Here is a 22,471-nt window from a genome sequence, read left to right on the forward strand (position 1 = left end):
TGCATTGAGTATCTGCACGTCTTAAAATAGCAACTAAGCAGGTTATATTTTTTCAAAGGTTAGGTAATCGGTACCTCCATTGCCTCCGCTTACGTCTGTCAATTCTATTTTTGTATTACTTACTGAAATTATATCCCAATCGTCAATAAGATCATCAAATTTGTTGCTTTCAGGTACGGGGAAAAAGATATTAAAGTCGTCGTCATCTGAAGAATTACTAGAGTCATCTACAACAGACCATGTTCCTGTAACAGTTTCACTGCCCTTAACCGCCGTAAGTATTCCATTTTCAGCAAAGGTAAAAACGTAGCCTGCAAAATCTGATGTTTCATCTTGATCACTATCATAGAAATATGTGATCTTCCACGTGCCATTTTGTGCAATTTCGGAGGTTTGGTCGGCAGAATTTGAGTTGTCGCTAGTGCTATCATCACTAGAACAGGCTAAAGATATGAGACTAAATAATGTGAGTATTGTAAAGAGCTTTAAACGATATTTCATAATGTGCTTTTCTTAGGATTAAATTTTAATTTGTTAGTAAAACAGTCTCGCCTCGTCTTTTTTCTTTTTCATAGTGAAAATAGTTTCAACCTATTTCCAAAAAGTGATCAAAACAATTTGAGACTGTCATTAACTAAACAAACAGGTCTTTTATGTATTATAATTTTTCTAAAATTAAAATATCGGTGCCTCCGCCCCCACCACTCACGTATTGTAGTTCAACACGTGTATTGGTGAACATAAGGACATCCCAATCGTCATTGAACTCGTCAAAAGGTGCCCCAACAAAATATAGATTCAATTCGGCATCTGAATTAAGCACCTGCCAAGTACCATTATTTGTATTACTTCCGTTGGTAGCCACTACAGTTCCTGAGCTATTAAAATCGATGCTGTAGTTAACGTAATAAAAAGTCTCATCGTAACCGTCGTCTGTATACAATTGCACAAACCATGGACCATCTGTAAGAATGTCCACAAGTATTGATCCACTGCCTTGAGTGCGTTCAAAAGTCAAGAAATCTACAGACCCATCACCTCCACTACGATCTTTTAGGCGAATTATATCGTTGGTAACTTCAAGTACATCCCAATCATCTGCTAGTTCATCTAGCGGATCGAGTGTTCCAAAATTCAGGTTGAGTTCAAGTGCGGTTTCATCACCAGCTGCTGTAGACCAAAAACCATTGGTCGTTCCGCTTGTGTGCGTTGCCGTTGCCGTGTTATCATTCACAAAATTAAAGGTATAGTCGGCGTAATCACTGGTCTCATCCGTATCATCAAAATAGTAGCTAACATACCAATCGCCCGCTATAAGAGCATTTACGAGCATTGTATCATCTACACTTCCTCCTGTACCACAGTCACTTTCAAATTGCAGTCGGTCATCACCAAGACGTAGATCAACTTTGCTCTCTCCTGGTTGTTGTTCTATTACGTGAAGATTCCAGGTATTGTTAAAGTCGGGTAGCGTTGGAATATTAATTACCACGTCAATATTGTTTCCAGTTCCTGTAGCAGACCAATTTCCGTAGTAAATATCGCTTCCACTTTGAATGGTAATTGTTCCTGAGGGGTCAAATGAAAAGAAATATCCTATGTAGGTATCTTCGAGATCATCATCGTTACGCTCTAATTTGTCAACAAACCAATTATCACATCCGGTAAGTAGATCACTTAATTGTTGTGTGCTACAATTGTCACAATCATCATCATAAGGGTCGTTGTCGTCATCTTCATCGCATACATCATCTGCGTTTGCTATAATATCGGCCAGCTGTACAAAATTCTCGATCTCAATGGTTGATTCATCATAAAGGATCACTGTGATCGGAAAATCGAAAGTAACAATCGTATTCGGATCGATTGATTGTAAAAAAGCAAATAAGGCTGCGTCTGATTGAATTACTACTGTTTCTAGTAACTCATTGTTTAAATTAAACACTGAAGCTGTAATTGGATATTGAATATCAATACATTCAATATCGTCGTCATTACCAACAACACATTGCGCTGCGGCAGCATCAAGCTCGGCTTGGCTATTGATAATTTCTTCGGAATAGTCAGATTTCACAATCGTTATTGGAAATTGAAATTCCAGAGTATCGACATCATTTGGAAATTCATCAAAAATATCTTCTACCGTTTGAAGATCATCCTGATTTTCAATTATCACTTCGGTTCCATTCACACTAACTGTGACAGGCAATTTTATATTAAAACAACTCGCACTATCTAAGATATTGTCATAAGAACCGTCCTTCGTAGCCGTTCTTAATAATAAGTTGGCCACTTCAGACCCAAGTGCCTCTTCTACATCGGGCGTAATTACTACCATTTCCTCTTTACGACAGGACGAGAGCGCGATAATACTAAAGAGAATTGTAAATAATATTTTAAACCTGAATTTCATCATTTGTGCTTTTTGACGTTCCTGCTATATAGTTAAAACAATTTAAGATTAAAATCTCCCGAAAAAAAGTGAATTTTTTCTTTGTAGTTTTGTTTTTAGGATAAAATGTATGTCAAGAGACCTTTATAAAGATATCTGTAGTAAGAGCTTATTTGCAAAGCTTTATCAAAAGCATGCAAAAAATCTACATGACTTTCTCTACTATAAATATGGGGCGCAAAATAACCCAAATGATTTAATGCAAGAAGCCTTTGTAAAGCTTTGGGAAAACTGTGCAAAAGTGGTGCCCGCTAAGGCAAAGTCATTTTTGTTTACCATTGCCAACAATTTAATGCTAAACGAATTGAAACACAACAAGGTTGTTTTAAAATTTCAGAAGATCAAGCCTAAAGAATACACCCATGAATCTCCTGAGTTTTTATTAGAGAAAGAACAATATTTACTACAATATCAAAAGGCTCTTGCCTCCTTAACCGAAGAACAGCGCGTTGCTTTCACATTAAGTAAGATTGAAGGCAAAAAACATAAAGAAATTGCCGAATTATTAGGCGTAACCCAAAAAGTGATAGAGTATCGCATTTATAGCGCCTTCTCTATTTTAAAGAAACAGCTGAAAAATTTTAATATAAAATAATCAGGAGATTTGTTTTTCTAGTTGTTATATGCATAAGAGCACTCGTATGGAAAAAGATTATTTGTTGAAGAAATGGTTGAATGATGACCTCACGGAAGAAGAACGATTAGCATTTGAAGCGCTTGAAGATTTTGAAATTAATAACACAATAATCAATGAAGCTCAGCGATTCAAGGCTTCGCATTTTTCAGATCCAGCCACTTTTGATTCCGTTGAAAAACAAATAACCAAATCTATCCCGAAGAAAACTTTATGGAGGTCTAACCTACTAAAAATTGCAAGTATTGTTGCTTTAGGTGTTGCCGTATATTTTTCATTTTTCAATAACGCACTTACTAAAACACGCGCCTTGGCTACGCAACAAAAAGAAGTTGAACTACCCGATCATTCGAAGGTGGTGCTTAATTCAGATTCTGAGTTGAGCTTTGATGCTAAAGAGTGGAAGAAACAACGCATTGTATCTTTAAATGGAGAAGCATTCTTTAAGGTTGCTAGCGGAAAAACCTTTGATGTGCAAACTTCGGAAGGAATTGTTACCGTAGTGGGAACACAATTTAATGTGAATCAGCGTAAAAATTACTTCGAGGTAATTTGCTACGAAGGGATCGTTCAGGTAAAAAACAAGGATACACTACTAAAATTACTAGCCGGAGATTCTTTTAGAACCTTAAACAGTGTTGTTTCCGTAGGAAAAACAGAAGAAACGATCCCACAATGGACCCAACATATGAGTACCTTTAAAGACATTCCTTTTAGCTTAGTACTCGACGAACTAGAACGTCAATACGACGTTTCTATTGAATATCAAGGTGAGTATCGCGACCAATTATTTTCTGGAGGGTTTATGCAAAATAACCTTGAAAATGCCCTACAATCTATAACTGCCCCTTTCGGTTTAACCTACAAAATAGATGATACTAATATTAGGTTGTTTAAAGGGTGAAGGCAGTAATTAGGTATAGTTGTTCTATCGGCATACTCCTTTGGAGTACGTTTTTTTTCGCCCAAGAAAAAGAAGAAAAAACACGCCTGATCGACCTGATAATACAACTGGAAACACAGCACAATCTTACCTTTAATTATGCGACCGCTCATGTGGAGGACATATTTGTGTTTCCTCCTGAAAGCACTATTTCAATTTCTGAAAAGCTTGCGTTTATATCTGCACAAACTTCTTTAATATTTAACACCTTAGGTGATAAATTCATTACAATTACAAAACGTGAGGAATGGAAATTTTGTGGTACCGTTAAAGATCGCGACACTGGCGAACCTTTGCAGGGGGCTACGATCAAATACAACCAACAGGTTTTAATAACCAACGCCGACGGTATTTTTCACTTCATATCTAAGCAGCCTATAAATCATCTTACTATACAATATTTAGGATATAATACTTTAACACTATCCCTAGACACCTCGGCCTCTACGCCATGTATTGATATCTTAATGCAAGCTCGCTTAGAACCGTTGAGTCAAGTGTTTTTAACTTCCTATTTGGTAAAAGGAATCGACAAAATGAAAAACGGCGCGTTTAAAGTCGATTTTGATGAATTTTCTGCTCTTCCTGGAGTAATAGAAACCGACGTTTTACAAACTATTCAGGCATTACCAGGAGTACAAAGTTTAAATGAAACAGTTTCAAACATAAATATTAGGGGAGGTACAAATGATCAAAATCTCGTGCTTTGGGACGGAATTAAAATGTATCAAACCGGCCACTTTTTCGGACTCATCTCTGCGTTTAATCCAGAAGCAACTCAAACCGTTCTTGTTCAAAAAAACGGCACAGAAGCTTCCCTCTCTGATGGTGTTTCAGGAGTTATTCACCTAAAAACAGATGAACAACTCAATCGTGAGCGACAAACTACGATCGGGCTAAACTTAACCGACGCGAACATTTTTCTAGACCTTCCCCTTGGAAATCAGTCATCGTTGCAACTCGGGGGAAGAAAATCTTTAAGTGATCTTACCACAACCCCAACCTATACCTCATATTTTGATCGTATCTCTCAAGATACTGAAGTTGAATCAAACGATGCGATGATCGTCAATTCAGATAAAAAATTCAACTTTTATGATCTTTCGCTAAGGTGGCTTTACAAGCTAAGCGCAAAGGATCATCTGCGAGTCAATTTTTTAAACATCCACAATAAATTAGAGTTTGACGAAATGGCTACAAATAATACTATAGCTAATTCAAGAAGAAGTAGTGTTGCACAAAGCAGTTTGGGATTTGGATTTTTTTATAAACGAGAGTGGAATAAAAGCCTAAGTTCCTCTCTGGAAATTTACGAGTCAGATTATAAGCTTCAGGCCATAAACGCAAACATTTTAAACGACCAACGTTTTTTACAAGAGAATCGTGTTTCTGAAACAGGAGCCAGATTGCAGGCTACTTACGCACTCAACGATCAACAGGATCTTACAATAGGCTCAGGGATAATAGAAACAAAAGTTAGTAATCTCGACGATGTTGACAAACCGCTAGTTCGTATTTTAATTGCTGAAGTAGTTCGAACTGCGAGTGTGTTTGGTCAATATCAATGGCAATCTAAAAATCAACATAGTTTACTTTCAACCGGCCTAAGATATAATTATCTCGAAAAGTTTAATGAAAGTATTTTAGAACCTCGTTTTCGGTTTTCCCAAAAATTCTTAGATTATTTCAGTGCCGAAATTGCTGGGGAGATGAAACATCAAATTACGTCGCAGATCATTAACTTTCAGAATGATTTCCTCGGAATTGAAAAACGAAGATGGCAATTAGCTAACGACACTACTATTCCTATTACAAAAAGCAAACAGTTTTCTGCAGGGATCAATTTTAGCAAAATGGGTTGGTTGATAAATATTGACGGATATTACAAAAACATTGATGGAATTAACTCGCAAGCTCAAGGTTTTCAGAACCAGTTCGAATTCTCCAAAACCGATGGAAGCTATCGGGTTTTAGGCGCCGATGTGTTGATACGAAAAAGAATAGAGACCGTGACCCTCTGGCTCAGCTATGCGTTTATGAATAATGAATATACTTTTAAAAACCTCTCAAATCAATCCTTTCCTAGCAATTACAACATTCCCCATGCCATTACCTTTGGAAGTACCTATGTCAAGGATGGACTGAAACTAACGGCTGGTTTCCAATGGCGAAGCGGTAACCCAACTACAAAACCTATTTTAGGAAGCGAGATTATCGACAACCAAATTCAATATGGATCAATTAACGCCTCGCGTTTAAAAAATTATTTCCGCGTTGACGCCTCTGCACTTTATGCTTTTGATCTTAAGAAAACACAAATTGAAACGGGGATTTCAGTATTAAATGCCCTCAATCAAGAAAACGAAATTGGATCCTATTACCGAATTGATTCCGAAGGTGCTATTAAAGAAAATATTCAAAATGCGCTTGGCTTTACTCCTAACGCGATGATGCGTATTTCATTCTAAGCCCACTTATTTAAAGACTTCCATTAGCACATCGCCCTTCCAATAAGGTACAAAAGGAATGCCTAGTAGCTTTGCCAATGTTGGGGCAATATCGGTTGGGTTGGTCTCGCGATCGGTGACGCCAGGTTGAATCCCCGCTCCATAGAAGAGCAATGGTACGTGAGTATCTTCTTTATGCGGACTCCCATGACTTGAGCCGGTCTTTGCGTATAATGACATCCCCTCGGAAAGGGTATACACAATATCACCGCTTCGTTTTGGGTGAAAGCCTCTTTGTATCATTTGCAGGGTAAGCTCTTCCATCCTTGCAGCTAAAAGTTCCGTTCGTGTTGCGGCAGTACCTATGGCAGGATCCTTTAAGATATGATCTTTAATAACCTGTTCAATTTCCGAAGCTTTTCTTCCTGAAGCACCTACCAATGAATCGTTTAAATAGATCATATTCCCAGAAATATGCTCTATGATCTTATCATTTCCGAAGGTATCAAGTACAAAATCACCAAGTGCTATCTTAAATGTGGCTTCCTTAAAATAAGCATCATTATTTTGAGCTGATAAGCCGAAACTCGGATTGCTTTGGGCACCGTGATCGGAAGTGAGAAATAAGGTGTAATTATTACGTCCAACCGATCTATTAAGGGCTTTAATAAACCGTGCGAGATCGTTGTCTAGCCTAATGTAGGCGTCCTCAACTTCTTTAGAGTCAACCCCAAAATTATGTCCAATATCATCGGTACTCGAAAAACTGATCAATAAAAAATCTGTGATCTCATCTTGGCCAAGCGCTTCCTCTTTTAAAGTGGCCAAGGCAAAATCTATAGTGTAACTATTACCAAAAGGTGTTGCTTTGAGCAGATCATAACCACCATTGGTGGGCGCTAAGGTTTTTAGATCATATGGAAACGAAGTGCTCTCCTTTTCACGATAGCCGCGCTCTACAGGGCTTTCGTCGGGTCCGCTTTCTATATAATTGGCTATTGCTGAAAATGTATCCCAGGTTTCCATATATTTTTCAAGCTGATTTGCCTCATTGAATTCGATGACCCATTTCGGCAAACGTTTCATATAATAGGAAGAGGAGATCCAATGCCCTTGTCCTTCACCTCGAAACCAATAAGCGGCATTAGGTTTTTTACCCCCTGATAGGACGGCTCCTCGGTCTTTTAAAGATATACTTATGGTTTTTCCTTTATACTTTGTATGCTTTCTATTGATATCACCCATGGTCTCGACCAGTAATTGATGAGGTGAACTTTGAGCCGTTCTACTTCCTGTACCTACGGGATCTACCGAAAAATCGCTTACTGAGTAAGTCACCTCACTCGTAGTCTTATTATACCAGCTATTATTAAGAATGCCGTGCATGCTAGGTGTGACGCCCGTATGAATGGTGGCGTGCCCGGGTGCTGTTTTGGAAGGCACATAGTTTATAAAGTGATTTTGAAACGAATGCCCTTCTAACAATAAGATCTTAAAACCTGATTCTCCATATTTTTCAGCAAATCGTGTGAGATAATCATAGCGCATTTGATCAACTACAATACCTACTACCAACTTGGGTTTGGCATTAAAATCCTGAGATAACGCGGGATTTTGCGACAGTGCTGTCAAGCAAAAAGCAATGAAAAATAAGAAGGATACAATTTTTAGAGTCATTATGCGAAACATCGTATTTTTAAAGATATGCTTTATTCTTGTAGTAAATTGTTATTAATTTTGGCATTCGTATTGCAATGCAACATGTACAAAACAGAACGTTATGATTAAACAACTATTATGTCTCCTTATTGTTTTAAGCAGTTGCAGTCAGCGCGCCCAAACAACAGTAGATGCTGCCGATGGTTTCTTCGGAATTGATGTAGCACACAAGATCATTGTTTGGAATACCTCACACCTCAACGAATTAACCGCTCAAACCGAGCCTATTGAGAAAATTCGTTTCAACAGTGAACTGTATTACCTTACTTCACCAGCCTCAAGATTGTATACAAAAGAACGATATCGTGTGGTTAAAGAGAATGACACCTTTAATTTATATATCAGTTCATTTCCGATCATTCATATCACAACTTCAGACACCATTGTGGATGAACCGAAAATTGCTGCCAAATTCAAATTTTTCTCAAAGAATGACACCCTAACTTCAGCTATAGGTATAGAACTTCGTGGAAACAGCGCCATGCGTTATCCGAAGAAATCCTATGATATGGAATTGTGGGAAGATGCTTCAAACAAAAAATCAAAAGATGCTTCCTTTGGAAATTTGCGCGAAGATGATGATTGGCTTTTCAACAGTATTTATAACGAACCTCTTTTACTTCGATCTTATTTTTCAAACAAATTGTGGTTGGACGTCCACAAACCATACTATTCCGAAGAGGAAAAAAAAGCGAAAAGTGGTATCGATGTGCTTTATGCGGAAGTATTTCTCAATAACACTTATCAAGGAATGTATCTTTTTAACGAGCAACCGGACAGAAAACTACTAAAGCTCGATAAATATAAAAACAACATCGTTAGTGGCGAACTTTTTAAGGCACTTCGCTATGCTGATGCCACCTCCTTTAAAGCGGCTCCCCCTTATAAAAATTCACTTCCCATGTGGGATGGTTTTAGCATGGAATATCCTTACGAAGACTATGAAGCTCATTATGATGAGGTGCACGATATGATCGATTTTGTCGCTACATCATCCAAACGAAAATTTAACGCCCACATTGGAGAGCAGATCGCTATTGACAATGCAATCGACTATTTTTTGTTTATCAATCTACTTCGGGCAACCGATAACAGTGCTAAAAATTATTTTCTAGCCCGCTATAAAGCAAATGCTCCGTATTTCTTTGTTCCATGGGATCTAGACGGAGTCTTAGGAACAATACAAGACGGCAAACGAATTCCTACCACCAACGATATTTTAAGTAATACCTTGTTTGATAAGTTGCTCGAAAACAATCCCGATGATTACCGTAAGCATGTAAAAAAACGATGGAATACGTTGCGAAAGAGCCTATACAGTGAAAAAGCGCTTATGGAACGCCTCGATGCCGTTTACCAACGCCTTGTTGAAGAAGGGGTGTATGAACGCGATAGTTTTGTATGGCAACACAAAAACAATAAAGCAGATGATCTAGCTTATCTGAAAGAATGGCTGCAAAAACGATTGATTTATTTAGACGGATATATAGATAACTTGTAGCTTTAATCTTAGTGTAAGCGCGATCTGTATTAATAACAATCCATTTTCAATTGCCCACGGTGTTTAAGAATGTCTAAACTGACCAGATCATGCTGGTCCAGTATCTCTTCGAGCGTATCCAAGACATCGTTTTGCATGGAGAGTGAGCCACAAAGCATTAAGCAACCATTATTCTCCAATACGCCCAGGATCATTTCGCTCTGTTTTGCTAATAGATCTTGAACATATACTTTCTTGCCTTCTCTTGAAAAGCCCGTGTAAAACTTAATTCGATTTCCTTCGGAAAAATTTTTTTTGAGAATCTTTTCATAGATTGCTACAGAAGCAAGGGTACGTCCACCCCAAAATAAGTGGATCTCGGTCGCCTTATTTTCATTGATCATCCCAAGAAAAGGTGCGATTCCTGTTCCATTCGCAATAAGCACAGCAGAGGATGTTTTCTTCGGAAAATGGAAGTGCTTATTAGATGCAACAGCTGCCTCAAGAACTGCGCCTTCTTGTAACTGATACAAAAATGTAGACGCCTTGCCAAATTCATGTTTTTTAATGCTTAAGACTAGAGTGTCATCTATCTTAGCAATAGAATATTGCCTTGAAACCTCATTCCCTTCAACAAAAACATGAAGGAGGTCTCCAGAAACAAAACTTGCTTTTTTAAGCGGTTTTAGCTTGAGTAAAAATGTATCATCTAGATTTAACTCGGTGCGTTCAATGACTTTAAAAGGAATCTTTTTCAGTTTTGTTTTCTTTTTTTCTGAAAGCGCCAGCTTTAGATCAATGTTTATAGCTTCGCTCCATTGTTTAGCCCAGTTTTTAAATGCTTCTCTCTCCGTATTATTAATTTTATATAATGGAAGTAATGGTTGAAATGCCTGTTGAACTTGTAGTAAACCATCTACTTTGATCGCAAACCGACAGTAATCTGGGTATTCTAAAGAACCAAAGCCCACAACCGAATATTGAATCGCATGCGGTTGCTGAATGCTTGGCAAAAGCGTCTCAAATTTCCGAGCGTTGGTTGTCGCTTCGCCTTCGCCATAGGTAGCCGTGAAGACAATTATGTGTCGCGCTTCAGCAAACAGCATATAATTGTTGAGTTCGGTGAGGTACACCTTTTTTCCTGCTTCGGTTAAAGCCTTATAAAAAGATTGAGCGAATTGATAGGTTGATCCCGTTTCTGAACCAACTAAAATAATATACTCGCAGGCATCCTTATCAGGCATATCCACGTTAGTGGCGATTTTTTTTCTGCGTTTTATTGTCATTACAAAACCAGAATACATAAAGAAAATGATCGAGGCACTCGCTAAAAGCAAAACCATTGCCCATAAGGCATTTCCCTCCCCCGTGTGCAACATCCAACTTATTCTTGAAGCCAGGGTAATAAACGGATAAGGCGCACTACTTATCACAGCTCCGGTTTGTTGGTTCACGCGTAATTCTTGATCTTGTAATGCAATTTGAAAATATTCTTCAGGGTCTTCGGAAAAAGGAAATTCAACATTGCGAACTTTATTAAGCGTTGTCTGTTGAAAAATCGACCTCTTAAATGTATTTGAAGAATTTTCAGTAAGGTCTTCGTTAAAAACGACCGAAGCCTCAGGTAACAGATCAAATTTTTCAGCAGAGAGATACACCCCACTCAACGCAATAATGATGATAGGAAGAAAAAACCACCGACTTAAGATCACGTGGTAATGCATTTCGGCGTATTCCTTTTGCACATTAGAAAAGAGTCGCTTGATCCCTCCTTGCCTTTTGATCAGTAAAAACAGACCTGTAATGGCAATACAGCACAATAAAAAGGAAAAGATTCCCACAAAAACCCGTCCTGTACTTTTTAGGAATAGTGACCGATGTAGGTTGGTAGCAAAACTATAAATAAAAGGCCGTTCAGACACTTCCCCTAGAGTTTCTGAGGTAATTGGATCAATATAAATTTCCTTCGTTTCAAGATCGGGTGTAAGCACCGAAGCTTTTACAAACCCCGACCGTTCCACTTCCAAAGCAAAGACTTCCTCGTAATTCGCTTGAAGCGATTCGATGGTTGTTGCTAGCGTGACTTTACTCAAATCGGCTACGATATAGCCATTGGTCTGATGTTGTATCGGCTCAACAGCAAGTACGACACCAGTTACCGATGCTATTAATAAAAACAAGGAGGAGATAATAGCCAATAGAAAATGACTATATCTCCAGATGGAAATGGTCATGAATTATGGTTATTGTAGCAGCATTCGCACATAGCGAATCCAACCTTTACCTTCTTTTTTACTTTTTAAATTTTCAGTCGTTAGCGGAAACTCTAGGTCATTTTTATAATAATCTTGATCTTCTACGGAAGTTTCAAAACGCAAACTATATCCTTTGTCAATTTTATCTGCCGGAATTTGCAATACCGTCATGGTACGTTCACCACCGCTTATGGTCGCTCCCGAAATAGCATCAATATTGGGGCGATACTTTCCGTAGAATTTCCACCATTCGGGAATTTCACTATACCACTCACTGTCTTTTCCTTGAACATATAGCGTTTCTTCATATTCGCCAGCTGGGTTCAGCAATGAAACCACTACATAGGCGCCTTCGCCCGTATAATTGGTCATTTGTATTAGACACTTGACCGCTTTAGAATCGGCTGTTGAATAGGCCGTAAGCAGCAAGGCCGCAAGTATGAGTAATGGAACTGTTTTTATTAATTTTCTCATCTTATTTTAAAAAATTCAAGGGTATGTTATTGTTTTTCAAAAGTTCGTTTTCGCTTGCAAGATCATAGACACTTTCATCAAAATCTGTTTTCAAGTCGCTATCGCCACCTATAGAGATCAAATATTTCAATAAACTATCATCTTCTGCCTTCATCGCTGCAAGATGCAAGGCTGTAAGGCCTTCATCATTTTTAGCATTTACTGAAATATTATAATCCGAAAGACGCTTTAACAAGGCCAAATTGTTTGCTTTTGCCGCAAGATGCAGTAAAGTATTGCCTTCCGCTTGTGGCGCGTTTAAAGAAACTTGCTGCTGCTGAAGAAGTTTTAATTTACGTTCAAAATCGGTTGCCTTTTTTGAGTCAAATGAAGTCACTAAATAATACGCGAGCGTATTTCCGCTAGCATCTTTTGCCAAAGCATCGCTACCTTTTTTCAGAAGAAACTCGGTCACTTCTGGCGAATTTCCTTGAACTGCAAGCATGAGCGCTGTTTGTCCGTTTTCATTCGCATCATTAAAATCTGTTACCTTTTCTGAAAGCAACTGTACCATTTCCAGCGTATTCCGCGAAGCAGCATTTAAAAAAGGTGTGTTTCCTTCCGAATCTTTTCGATTCACACCCGCTCCCGCCGAAATAAAAAACTGGAGGATCGCTGGATCGGTCGTATTATAGGCCAAACGATGTAAGGGAGTATAACCACTTTTGGCAACTATATTAGGTTCTAAGCCAAGTGTTTTCAGATATTCATATACCGCCAAGGGATTGCTATATCCTCTTCCGCCTTGAGCAGCAAAAAGAAAAGCATTACCACCCCCATTGTTCAAGGTTTTATAATCAATTCCTTTATCAACCAACAACTTTAAAAAGTCAATATTCCCCTTTTTTGCGGCGTAGTTAAAAATGCCATTCCCATGAGTATCGGTACTATTAATATCGACACCCTTGTTCTCAAAATAGGCGATATCTTCTTCACTTTGAAGAAAAGGTGCAGCAAGTAATAGTGTATTCGCTCCATCCTCATTGGTCTCCTGCGCTAAATTGACGCCAAATTGAATAAAAAGATCATAAATAGCCGCGTCTTTTTGACCAGCACCCGCTGCAAAGGTAAGTGGCGTGCTCCCATGACTATCTAATGCTGTTACCGAAGCTCCTTCTTCCAATAATATTTTTACAATACCTGTCTTTCCAGCATAGGCGGCCCAATGTAAATACGTTCTACTATCATGCGTACGCTTGTCAATACCATTACCTTCTTGCGTTAGTAGATAGTTAATTGCCTCATCATTGACTTTTTCAAGCAACGCATATACGACGCCATCAAAGGCATTGCTATTCAATGCTGAAGGGTCATTCCCAGAAGCGATATCCTTTTTGATCTGTTCTACAGAAGGGTTTGCCTTCCAGTAGCTTCGGGATAGAAATACATTTTCTTGTGCGCCTATTTCCGAAGCAAAAAAGAACATTAAAAGAATACTTAATACGGCTTGCTTTATCATACTACGGTTTTTTTACAAACGATTCTATAACATCGTCAATTTGAGCTTCCGCCTTGTAATTGTCATCAAATAAGTACTTGTAAAGCACCTTATTATCAACTTTTTCTTCTAAAACAAGGTCTTGGTTACGTTTATATACCTCATCCCATTTAGCACGAACGATAGCCCATTTTTGGTCATTTTCTTTCCACCATTTGGCCGCGGCATCACAGCGACTATCGGCTACTTTTTTATATACGTTATAGCCTTTTTCTTGTGCCAATACAACATCTTCTTTCCCGCTTTTACGTATCACCTTCATATTATCTTGGTCGTGTACCCAACCAAAATCTGTTATTTCTTGACGATTTCCACGAACGGTCACGTTGTAGTCACTTCGTTTGGTATATTCACGTCTGGGAAGTGGCGCATCGGCCGTATTTTCCCAGTAACTTTTTCCATCAACATGCACCCATGTTGAAGAGCCTTCGTAACGCGGACTATCATCTACCTGAAACACTTTTTGAGTCCATTGACCTTGAACTTCACTCGCTGGTTTATGAATATATTTCCATTCGTTATCTCCATTATAGGTGTACAAATCTGTATTCTCATAAAGCCAATCTTGGCGCCAATGCTTTACGATCATGGGTTCTGCAGGATTTCCTACTTGAAGAATATGCTGAATGGAAATCTCATTGTCCGCATCTTTTATCAATTGCGCCCATTCCAATCCTTTGTCTATTTTCGTTTCTGAAGGTCGATAAAGACTATCACTGCTGTTGTGAAAGGTTTCAGCAAAATTGAAAGTCACTTCATAACAGCCACACATATCTTTAATGGCGTCCTGATCTTGTTGTTTTTTGTTTTGCGCCGTTACACCGAAAGTAAGGCTCAAAGTAAAAATTGCTACTGCTAGTTTTTTCATTACTCGATTACTTTAAAATTAACTTCTTTGTTATGTTTGATTTTCCGTGGGTAAGTGCAACGATATACACGCCACTCTGTAAGGCATTCAGATCAAGTTCTTTGTTATAAAAACCTTGGTTATTTGACAAGTTTGATGTGAATACGTTTCTTCCGTTACTATCGTAAATATTCATTTCACTAGGAGCACTTCCAAGCGTATTTAGATCGTAAATAATCGTCACTTTTTTGTCCTCGGAAGGATTTGGGTACATTCCAAACGAAACCCCTTCAGAAACCGTTTCCAACCCTAAAAGATCTGAAACATCTTCAAAAACAAAGGTTGTATTTCCACTCGCTGAACCTTCAAACTCAGTAAACGTTAGACGATACACGGTGTTATCTGCGCGCTTGATATAATAAGCCATGTCGCTATTTACATCATATCCCACACCATTAAACGATTTCCAATCGTAGCCCATCGTATTGATCTCTTCGGAATAATTTAAGCCATTTGGATCGCCGCCACCCGAAATTTCTTCGTTTTGAGCAACGGTCACATTTGGATTGTGTAAAACTCCTGTTACGTTGTAATACTGTCCTGGAGGATCTAAAAACGTAGTGTACTTTGTGAATACGAAATCCCAAGCATCTATTGCGGGCTCTGCTATTACTTCTGTGTTATTCTGAAGAGAATAATAATTATAGCGCTGATCTGGGTTGGTGGTGTTTAAAATTGTTTCGGTAGTTTCACCTACCCATGCTGCACCATCCCAAGTAGCGTACTTAAATGTATAGCCACTAAAAAACTCCTCGTTAATAAACTTGATATAGGTTCCGTTTGCAAATTTCAGTACAAAAACTATGGTTCCTTCTACTACATGCGTTACCGGATTGTATTCTCCCCAACCATAGGAAGCAGAACCCTGCATAAAAGCGCCATTATCCCAATTGGTATCATCGTTATACAAAGGTGTCCAAGACGCTTCGTCTGCAATATCAATAGTATTAAAATCTGCTGGGTCATTGGCGGCTTCAAAAACTTGAATTCCAATTCCATCGTTTACCCGAATTCCAATATTCTGCGGATTATCACGTAAAAAGGCGATATCCCAGCTAGTCGCTTCATAGGTATTTTCCGTTTGATCTGAAAGATCAAAATATACTTCATTTTCATATCCTGCTCCCATAGAAATAGTTATGGTTTCTTGAGCATTTACGAGTGTTGTGGCTACTATCACAGCCAAGAGTATTAATTTTTTCATGTTGAAACTTTTTAAAAATTTTTAGATTTGTTGATTATAGGAGATTGTATTTAAATTCTGGAAAACCGCGTTCGCCGCTGTCACTAAGCAAAGCAGTAAATTTTAGTTTGTAAGTATTTCCGTTTACGTCTTTAATAATGTAGAATATGTCATCAACAAGTACTTTATCTTCATTGATCACATCGCGCCATGTACTTCCAATTGCCCGTTGGTCTTGCTCGAAATTTTCAGAATTTACACTGCTCAACTGAAAATCGTCATATGCAATATCATCGGTACTCACAGCGTAGGCCGTCACTCCACCTTTGCGGTTGTGAAGCACTCCGTCTGAAAATCCGTAGGACCCAGCTCCTTCCAAAATATTTGTAAATACGGTGAAATTAATATCCCACTTTTCAGCTTCTGGCTCAACCAAAAGGGTACTGTTTGTATCAAAACTGAAAAAGGTAAAATTGTAAGCCGAATTTTTCGAAATTACAATCTCTTCATGTGTTGTAGCATTGAGATCTGCATACTGAAGAAGGTATCCGTTGCCTTGACGTAGTACTCGAATTTTTTTCCAACCACGCGCATCACCAGCAACAGCAACACTTCCTGGTGCCGGACTCAGCGTTCCTACTTCGTAACCTAGATTAACTAAATATACCTTGTTGTTGGCATCATTATCACTTACTGAAGCGATGGCCGTTTTGGTGATATTTCCGTCGGGATGATCAATATAGATCTCGTTCGCTGGGTCAAAAGTCCCCACGGCAACTTGGTCTTGAATCGCTGCCACGTCGGCTTGTGTTACTTCGTCTATATTGGTACTTTCCAATTGAGCGGCCGCCATATAAATGGAACCGTTGATCCCAACGCGGAAGTCAGAACCTCCGTAAAATCCTAAATCCCATGCATCTCTTTTTACAGCTGTTTGGTCTTCGGTACTTAAGTCAATATAAACTTGATTTGGCTGATTCGCTCCACCAACCGAAGGTTCAAATCCGCGTCCTAAAGATGCCGAACTATTGATCAAAAAGCTTGAATTTCCTTGTATGTTGGCGTTTGGATAATCTATCGCAGTGATCGTAAACTTGATCTCTACAGTTTCGTCTAAAGAGGCATTCAACTTGGTAAAAGAAATTGTTGCGCTATTTTGTCCTTCGGAAATAGGAACGATAATATTATTTCCTTCTAAGGGCGGATTCGTATCAAAATCTTCTCCGTAGATCGCATTGGTAGCTTCCACCAAGACGGTTACTGATCCTGGCTCCGAAGTCATTTCAGAATACACTAAATTAATATCTTGATCGCTATCGATCTCGCCTAAATTCGCCGAAAGATTTTCAAAAGCAACCACAAAAGGATCACCAGTAACGGCAGCAGTTTCGTCATCGCTACACGCGCTAAATATAGTTGCCATAAGCAACATTACGAGAATTGACTTTTGTGTTTTAAAAAATGTCATGATTATAGTGTTAAGTTATAAGTGAGTTTTAAAAAATAGGAGCGGCCGTAACCCAATGGAATTTGCGTTGGCGGTCCATTATGCGTTCCGCCACTAAATGCTGTCGTGTTTACTTGAGTTACGTCAAAAAGATTCCGACACCCGATGGTCGTAGTAAAAGCGCCATCAAAAAATGATTTATTGATGGTGGCATCCGTCCAACTGTAAGGATCTGTTTCGCCTTGTACAAATACTTGATCACCTTCAGTATTTGTTTTTTCAACAAATTGTTGCTGTTTCCCGATGTGTTTAAAGAATAAAGAGAAAGTTGTTTTCCACTTCGGAATTAGATACGATACGTTCGAATTGAGTTGAAAATTGAACAGAAAATCATCATTACTTTGTGTATTGCTGTCTAATACTTTGGAAACACCTTGAACCGAAGCGCCTAGCTGCCCTTTAAAATTGTTGTAATAAATTTCGTTTTCTGAAAAGACACCTAAAGCCCGAAAGCTGTCGATGTTGTTGTACTGAAATGCCAGCGGACTCTGATCAATGACGATCAATTCAATACGATCTTGAAGGTCTAAATAGTTAAAACTTAGCTTGTTTTTTAAACGTAAAGCTGTGTTAGCAAAAGCGCTTTTCTTTTTAATATGCAGAAAAGCCGAAACTCCTCTTTCAGGATTTAAGGCCGGATTTCCTTGTACGTCGTGGTTTACATCTACAAAAAACGTATACAATTCATTGTAATTTGGTGTGCGATTGGCAGACCCTAGTATTGCGCGCAATTCCCAGTCTTCGCCAAATTGCTGTTTGGCACTCAACGACCCAATATATTGTGTGTCAAATAGGTTGCTGAAGGAAGTCCGAAACCCCGGTCGTAGTGAGAAATTTTTTGTAAGCTGCAATTCCGAAGCAGCAAAAAAGTCGTAGTTATTTAAATTTTGAGTTATCGCATCACTTTCAGGGCCGATCACAATGGCAAGGGAAGACCCTGAGCCTTGTTCGGCTGTAACTTCATAGCCCAATTGTAAATTAGCGGTTTTGGTATTTATAATGTTACTAAAAGTTCCGCGGGAGAAAAAAGCGCTTCTACTCTGGTATTCTCCTTCTTCGATGTTTTCTTTTTCTTGGCTGCGAATGCGGTAGGTATAGCGTTCAAGATCTTTGGTCTGTTCTTGGTACGAAACCGAAATATTATAATCGATCTTTTTAAAGAAGGTTCCGGTACTATTTAAATGATGATAAAACCGATTGTTGGTATAAATCTCATCCAATGCCGAAGGATTTGTAGTGCCTGTAGACGGATTTTCATTTGGATCGACCGTTTCATTGTAACGATCAATGGTTTCGTTTAGGTAGTCGAAACGGTAAAATATGTTGAAATTCTCCTTTTTGTAAGAAAGCAGCGTCTTGGTGTTTTGCTGAAGTTTCGGCAACCACTCGTGACCGCGCAGTCCGTCGTTTTGATCATAATCGGCTCCTTGCTTGTCATCAAAGAATCCACCGAAGTCGTTTCTGGTATAAACGAGATTGGCGTAAAAATTTTCAGAAAAATTGTGCCCCACTTTCAACGATTGTACATGGCGACCTTTGTCAAACCATTCATACTCGTCCCCTACAGTTTCTTCCTGAATATAGGCGGTGATGTCCCAATCGTTGCGTGAGGACTTTTTTGTAATAATATTGATGATGCCAGAAACCGCATTGGAACCGTACTGCACACCCATAGCCCCTTCAACAATTTCAATGCGTTCAATATCATCGAGATTGATAAGCGTTAGATCGGTGTTATTTCCAACCCCTTCTTCATTGATGATAGGAATGTTATCAATAAGTACTTTGACATATTGACTATCGAGCCCAAAAAGACTAACCCCGCTCTTCCCTGTAGCGGTATTTGGTGTAATATTTAAGTTTAGGGTGGTATTGAGGACATCGGCTAAGGTATTTCCTGCTTGGCGTTCAATATCCTTTCGAGAGATCACTTTTACCTCAACAACCGATTTAGAAACGGATTGCGGATTTATTTGCCCGGTTACCACGACCTCACCTAGGCTTTCGGGTACGATCGAATCGTTTTTTTGAGGCACTTGAGCAAAAAATACCGCAGAGTGAAATAGCAAAATTAAAAGAGTAACTAAACGCATGTTTCTGATTCTAATGAAAGCGCAAAACTAGTTATTTTTATTTATTCTAAATAAGAATAGAGTAAATTTAACAATTAAATCATGAATTAAATGAATTCTCCGTTTCTCATAAGTTGGTTATGAGAACATTGTAGAAGCAACCTTTAGGATCAGTAGAAAAAAGAAAGGATCTTGCTCTATATGGTACATGACGCACCCCTTTTCATCAGAATGAGTACGCAAAGTTTATAATTGAAAATCCAAATTAATACGAGGCACTAAAACTGTTGAAGCGCAGCATAGAAATATGTAGGCGTTAAGAATTTGCGAAGCCTTGAAGTAAATTTAGCTGTAGTATTTCGGTTTTACGAAGTGAAAATGCCTCGCTGAAACTTGATTTTTTTGGTTCGTTTTTTCATCTAAGGAAAAAATGAACCAAACACACACGCGGCAGGTCAAAAGTCAGAATACACACAAGTTAGCGCGAGCAGCCTGTGCCGTTCTTGAAACGGTATCTCGCTCGTGTCGCAATAAAATAGTCAAGACAGTCAAGACGCCTTGCGGGATTCAATGACAAGTGCTGTAAAAATTAGATCAGAAAAGTATCGTTTATATACTACTGCATTCCTCTCGCTTCGCTCGTCGGATGCATAAAAAAGAAGCGAGCTCCTTTTTAAACTTTGAGAAAACATATTAGAAGAGTCAAACCTCCCTGCGGGATTCATTTGCGAAGCAAATGTTCCCGATACGGTCGCTTTGAGAACCACAAAAAGAATCACATCGCTTGCTATCAAAAAAGAAGCGAGCTCCTTTTTTGAAGCTCGCTTGTAATCCACCTTTTTTGTGGTTCATTCGTACCTTGGGCGGGAATCGAACCCGCACGCCGTGAAGCACTGGATTTTGAATCCAGTGCTTCTTGTATCTATATGAATCTATATGTTCTGATATTCATTTATTTAACTAATCATCAACGATTTTAATAGAATATAATATATCAAGTAAAATCTATAATTGTTTTACCTATGTTTTACCTAGAATGATTATCTTGCCATAATAAAGATGCAATTATGGCTTCTAGTATAAAAGTACTGCTACGAAAAAAACCAAATAAGGAAGGCTTATTTCCAATAGTCCTGCGTATCATTAAGAACAGAAAACCAACTTATTTATACACTGGTTACTATATCGACACCAAGCATTGGAATATTGAAGAAAAAAAGGTCAAAAAAACACATCCTAATTCTAGTCGTTTGAATAATATGATCGCACAAAAAATCGCTGAAGCCAATAGAACACTTCTCGATTTACAAGCTAATCACAATGCTATCTCAGCTAAACAGATTAAAAGAGAAATTACAAATCCAACAAGAGCCAAATCTTTTAATAAATTATCAAATGAATATTTAAAAGAACTTGAAGAGAAAAAGAAGCTTAGTCGCTATTCATCTGATAAAGCAAGAATTAAATATTTTATTGAATTTGCACAATCAGATAACATCAAATTCACAGAAATTGACCAAGTAATGTTAAGACGATATTCCTCTTATCTAAAAACAAAAAGGAACAACTCTAATAGATCCGTTATTAATTGCCTCATCGTTATTCGAACATTATTCAATCGTGCAATAAGAATGGGTATTGTTGAACAAAAAAACTATCCTTTTGGAACTCACAAGATTAAAATTAAGTTCCCTGAAACTGAAAAAGTAGGCTTAAATATTGAAGAAGTCCAAAGAATCGAAGATTTGAAAAACCTTACTCCTCCAGAAATACACACTCGAAATGTTTGGCTCTTTAGTTTCTATCTAGCTGGCATGAGAGTAGCTGATATTCTCAAAATCAAATGGGGCGATATTTGCGACGGGCGTTTACATTATAGAATGAATAAAAATGACAAACTACTATCCCTTAAACTACCAGAGAAGTTATTTCCTATTATTGAAAATTATAAAAACGATAAAACACATAAGAATGATTTTATCTTTCCTGAAATGTCAAAGGCTATTATTAATAACCCAAGGGATATCTTAGCAAAAACTAAAACAGCGAATAAAAAATTTAATAAATATTTAGACACTATTGCAATAAAGGCGAACATTGACAAAAAAATAACCATGCATATAGCTAGGCATACTTTTGGTAAAATATCAGGTGATAGAATCCCGATTCAAATACTTCAAAAATTGTATCGTCACTCCTCAATAACGACAACCATAAATTATCAATCTAATTTTACACATAAAGACGAGGATGAAGCTTTGGATAAAGTCATTAATTTTTAAATCATTGTTGTAACTTTAGCAAATGGAAGTAATATGTCTACATGACGAAGCATTCTATGGCCTTGTAGAGGAAGTTGTAGCACGCATTAAAGAGAAAAATAATATCCACAAAGACAAATGGGTAAGCCCAGATCGAGCAATGGAAGTGCTAAACATAAAAAGTAAAACCACGCTACAAAACCTTAGGGATATTGGAGCGATAACATATACGCAACCACAAAAGAAAATAATCTTATACGATTATAACTCAATCTTAGAATATTTAGAAGACAACAAAAAAGAAAGGTTTTAATGAGTAATTCTACAAGCGAACAATACATAAAGGCTTTCAATAATGCATATATATTGACTAAATATAACCCCACATTATTGGGGAAAATCTTAAAATCAAATAATAATAGCGATTTTTTTATAGGTTTAAAAGATGGGAAAAAAACATTTGAGATGGAACAGAAAATATTAAGGATAAATGAAATTGAAAGACTTAAATCTTCCAAGTCTAAAGAAAAGGGCTTAGAGCGATAATAAATGCTAAATTATTCTCTTATTTAGAAGACTATCAAGCGATTCGATGCTATT

17 protein-coding genes are annotated in these 22,471 nt (G+C 38.0%); 7 read left to right on the top strand and 10 right to left on the bottom strand.

The window, feature by feature from the left end; translation table 11 throughout:
* Window positions 1–42: 42 nt before the first annotated feature.
* Complete coding sequence (locus ACY2RU_RS10545; RefSeq protein ID WP_490138420.1) at window positions 43–501, bottom strand: hypothetical protein; 459 nt, start codon at window positions 499–501, stop codon at window positions 43–45.
* Between the two features lie 157 nt (window positions 502–658).
* Window positions 659–2,416 (bottom strand): hypothetical protein, encoded by a 1,758-nt coding sequence (locus tag ACY2RU_RS10550; RefSeq protein WP_490138421.1) that lies wholly within the window; start codon window positions 2,414–2,416, stop codon window positions 659–661.
* A gap of 106 nt (window positions 2,417–2,522) precedes the next feature.
* On the opposite strand from ACY2RU_RS10550, the gene ACY2RU_RS10555 reads away from it, so the two are divergent.
* The 3 genes from ACY2RU_RS10555 to ACY2RU_RS10565 are packed head-to-tail and all read left to right on the top strand — an operon-like array spanning window position 2,523 to window position 6,497.
* Entirely contained in the window at window positions 2,523–3,047 is a 525-nt protein-coding gene (locus tag ACY2RU_RS10555; RefSeq protein WP_490138422.1) for an RNA polymerase sigma factor, read from the top strand.
* A gap of 46 nt (window positions 3,048–3,093) precedes the next feature.
* Window positions 3,094–3,990: a FecR family protein gene (locus ACY2RU_RS10560; protein WP_490138423.1), complete on the top strand. Its 897-nt coding sequence runs from the start codon at window positions 3,094–3,096 to the stop codon at window positions 3,988–3,990.
* Entirely contained in the window at window positions 3,987–6,497 is a 2,511-nt protein-coding gene (locus ACY2RU_RS10565; protein ID WP_490138424.1) for a TonB-dependent receptor, read from the top strand. Before ACY2RU_RS10560 ends, ACY2RU_RS10565 begins: the two co-directional genes overlap by 4 nt.
* Window positions 6,498–6,503: 6 nt before the next feature.
* Here the strand turns inward: ACY2RU_RS10565 and ACY2RU_RS10570 are convergent, their stop codons facing one another.
* A complete protein-coding gene (locus ACY2RU_RS10570) occupies window positions 6,504–8,153 on the bottom strand; it encodes an alkaline phosphatase family protein (RefSeq protein ID WP_490138425.1) in 1,650 nt (549 codons plus the stop codon).
* A 103-nt stretch (window positions 8,154–8,256) separates the two neighbouring features.
* Between ACY2RU_RS10570 and ACY2RU_RS10575 the strand changes: the two genes are divergently transcribed.
* Entirely contained in the window at window positions 8,257–9,696 is a 1,440-nt protein-coding gene (locus tag ACY2RU_RS10575; protein ID WP_490138426.1) for a CotH kinase family protein, read from the top strand.
* A 29-nt stretch (window positions 9,697–9,725) separates the two neighbouring features.
* On the opposite strand, the gene ACY2RU_RS10580 is transcribed toward ACY2RU_RS10575, so the two are convergent.
* The 7 genes from ACY2RU_RS10580 to ACY2RU_RS10610 are packed head-to-tail and all read right to left on the bottom strand — an operon-like array spanning window position 9,726 to window position 19,631.
* Window positions 9,726–11,909 carry a PepSY domain-containing protein gene (locus ACY2RU_RS10580; RefSeq protein WP_490138427.1) on the bottom strand — a complete coding sequence of 728 codons (2,184 nt, stop codon included), beginning with the start codon at window positions 11,907–11,909 and terminating at the stop codon, window positions 9,726–9,728.
* 9 nt (window positions 11,910–11,918) lie between these two features.
* Window positions 11,919–12,404: a DUF2271 domain-containing protein gene (locus ACY2RU_RS10585; RefSeq protein WP_490138428.1), complete on the bottom strand. Its 486-nt coding sequence runs from the start codon at window positions 12,402–12,404 to the stop codon at window positions 11,919–11,921.
* A gap of 1 nt (window position 12,405) precedes the next feature.
* Window positions 12,406–13,902, bottom strand: coding sequence for an ankyrin repeat domain-containing protein (locus ACY2RU_RS10590; protein ID WP_490138429.1), 1,497 nt, complete (start codon window positions 13,900–13,902; stop codon window positions 12,406–12,408).
* Window position 13,903: 1 nt separating this feature from the next.
* Window positions 13,904–14,809 carry a DUF6607 family protein gene (locus ACY2RU_RS10595; protein WP_490138430.1) on the bottom strand — a complete coding sequence of 302 codons (906 nt, stop codon included), beginning with the start codon at window positions 14,807–14,809 and terminating at the stop codon, window positions 13,904–13,906.
* Window positions 14,810–14,816: 7 nt separating this feature from the next.
* Window positions 14,817–16,052: a T9SS type A sorting domain-containing protein gene (locus ACY2RU_RS10600; RefSeq protein WP_490138431.1), complete on the bottom strand. Its 1,236-nt coding sequence runs from the start codon at window positions 16,050–16,052 to the stop codon at window positions 14,817–14,819.
* A gap of 34 nt (window positions 16,053–16,086) precedes the next feature.
* Window positions 16,087–17,499: an HmuY family protein gene (locus tag ACY2RU_RS10605; RefSeq protein ID WP_490138432.1), complete on the bottom strand. Its 1,413-nt coding sequence runs from the start codon at window positions 17,497–17,499 to the stop codon at window positions 16,087–16,089.
* A 2-nt stretch (window positions 17,500–17,501) separates the two neighbouring features.
* Window positions 17,502–19,631: a TonB-dependent receptor plug domain-containing protein gene (locus ACY2RU_RS10610; protein ID WP_490138433.1), complete on the bottom strand. Its 2,130-nt coding sequence runs from the start codon at window positions 19,629–19,631 to the stop codon at window positions 17,502–17,504.
* A 1,046-nt stretch (window positions 19,632–20,677) separates the two neighbouring features.
* Here ACY2RU_RS10610 and ACY2RU_RS10615 point away from each other — a divergent pair.
* Genes ACY2RU_RS10615 through ACY2RU_RS10625 form a run of 3 tightly spaced genes read left to right on the top strand, consistent with a single transcriptional unit; the run spans window position 20,678 to window position 22,417 of the window.
* A complete protein-coding gene (locus tag ACY2RU_RS10615) occupies window positions 20,678–21,892 on the top strand; it encodes a tyrosine-type recombinase/integrase (protein WP_490138434.1) in 1,215 nt (404 codons plus the stop codon).
* A gap of 22 nt (window positions 21,893–21,914) precedes the next feature.
* On the top strand, window positions 21,915–22,184 hold the full coding sequence (locus ACY2RU_RS10620) for a hypothetical protein (RefSeq protein ID WP_490138435.1): 270 nt from the start codon (window positions 21,915–21,917) through the stop codon (window positions 22,182–22,184).
* Window positions 22,184–22,417: a hypothetical protein gene (locus ACY2RU_RS10625; RefSeq protein WP_490138436.1), complete on the top strand. Its 234-nt coding sequence runs from the start codon at window positions 22,184–22,186 to the stop codon at window positions 22,415–22,417. Before ACY2RU_RS10620 ends, ACY2RU_RS10625 begins: the two co-directional genes overlap by 1 nt.
* Window positions 22,418–22,471 lie beyond the last annotated feature (54 nt).

It is taken from the genome of Ulvibacter sp. 2305UL32-6 (genome assembly GCF_058148545.1).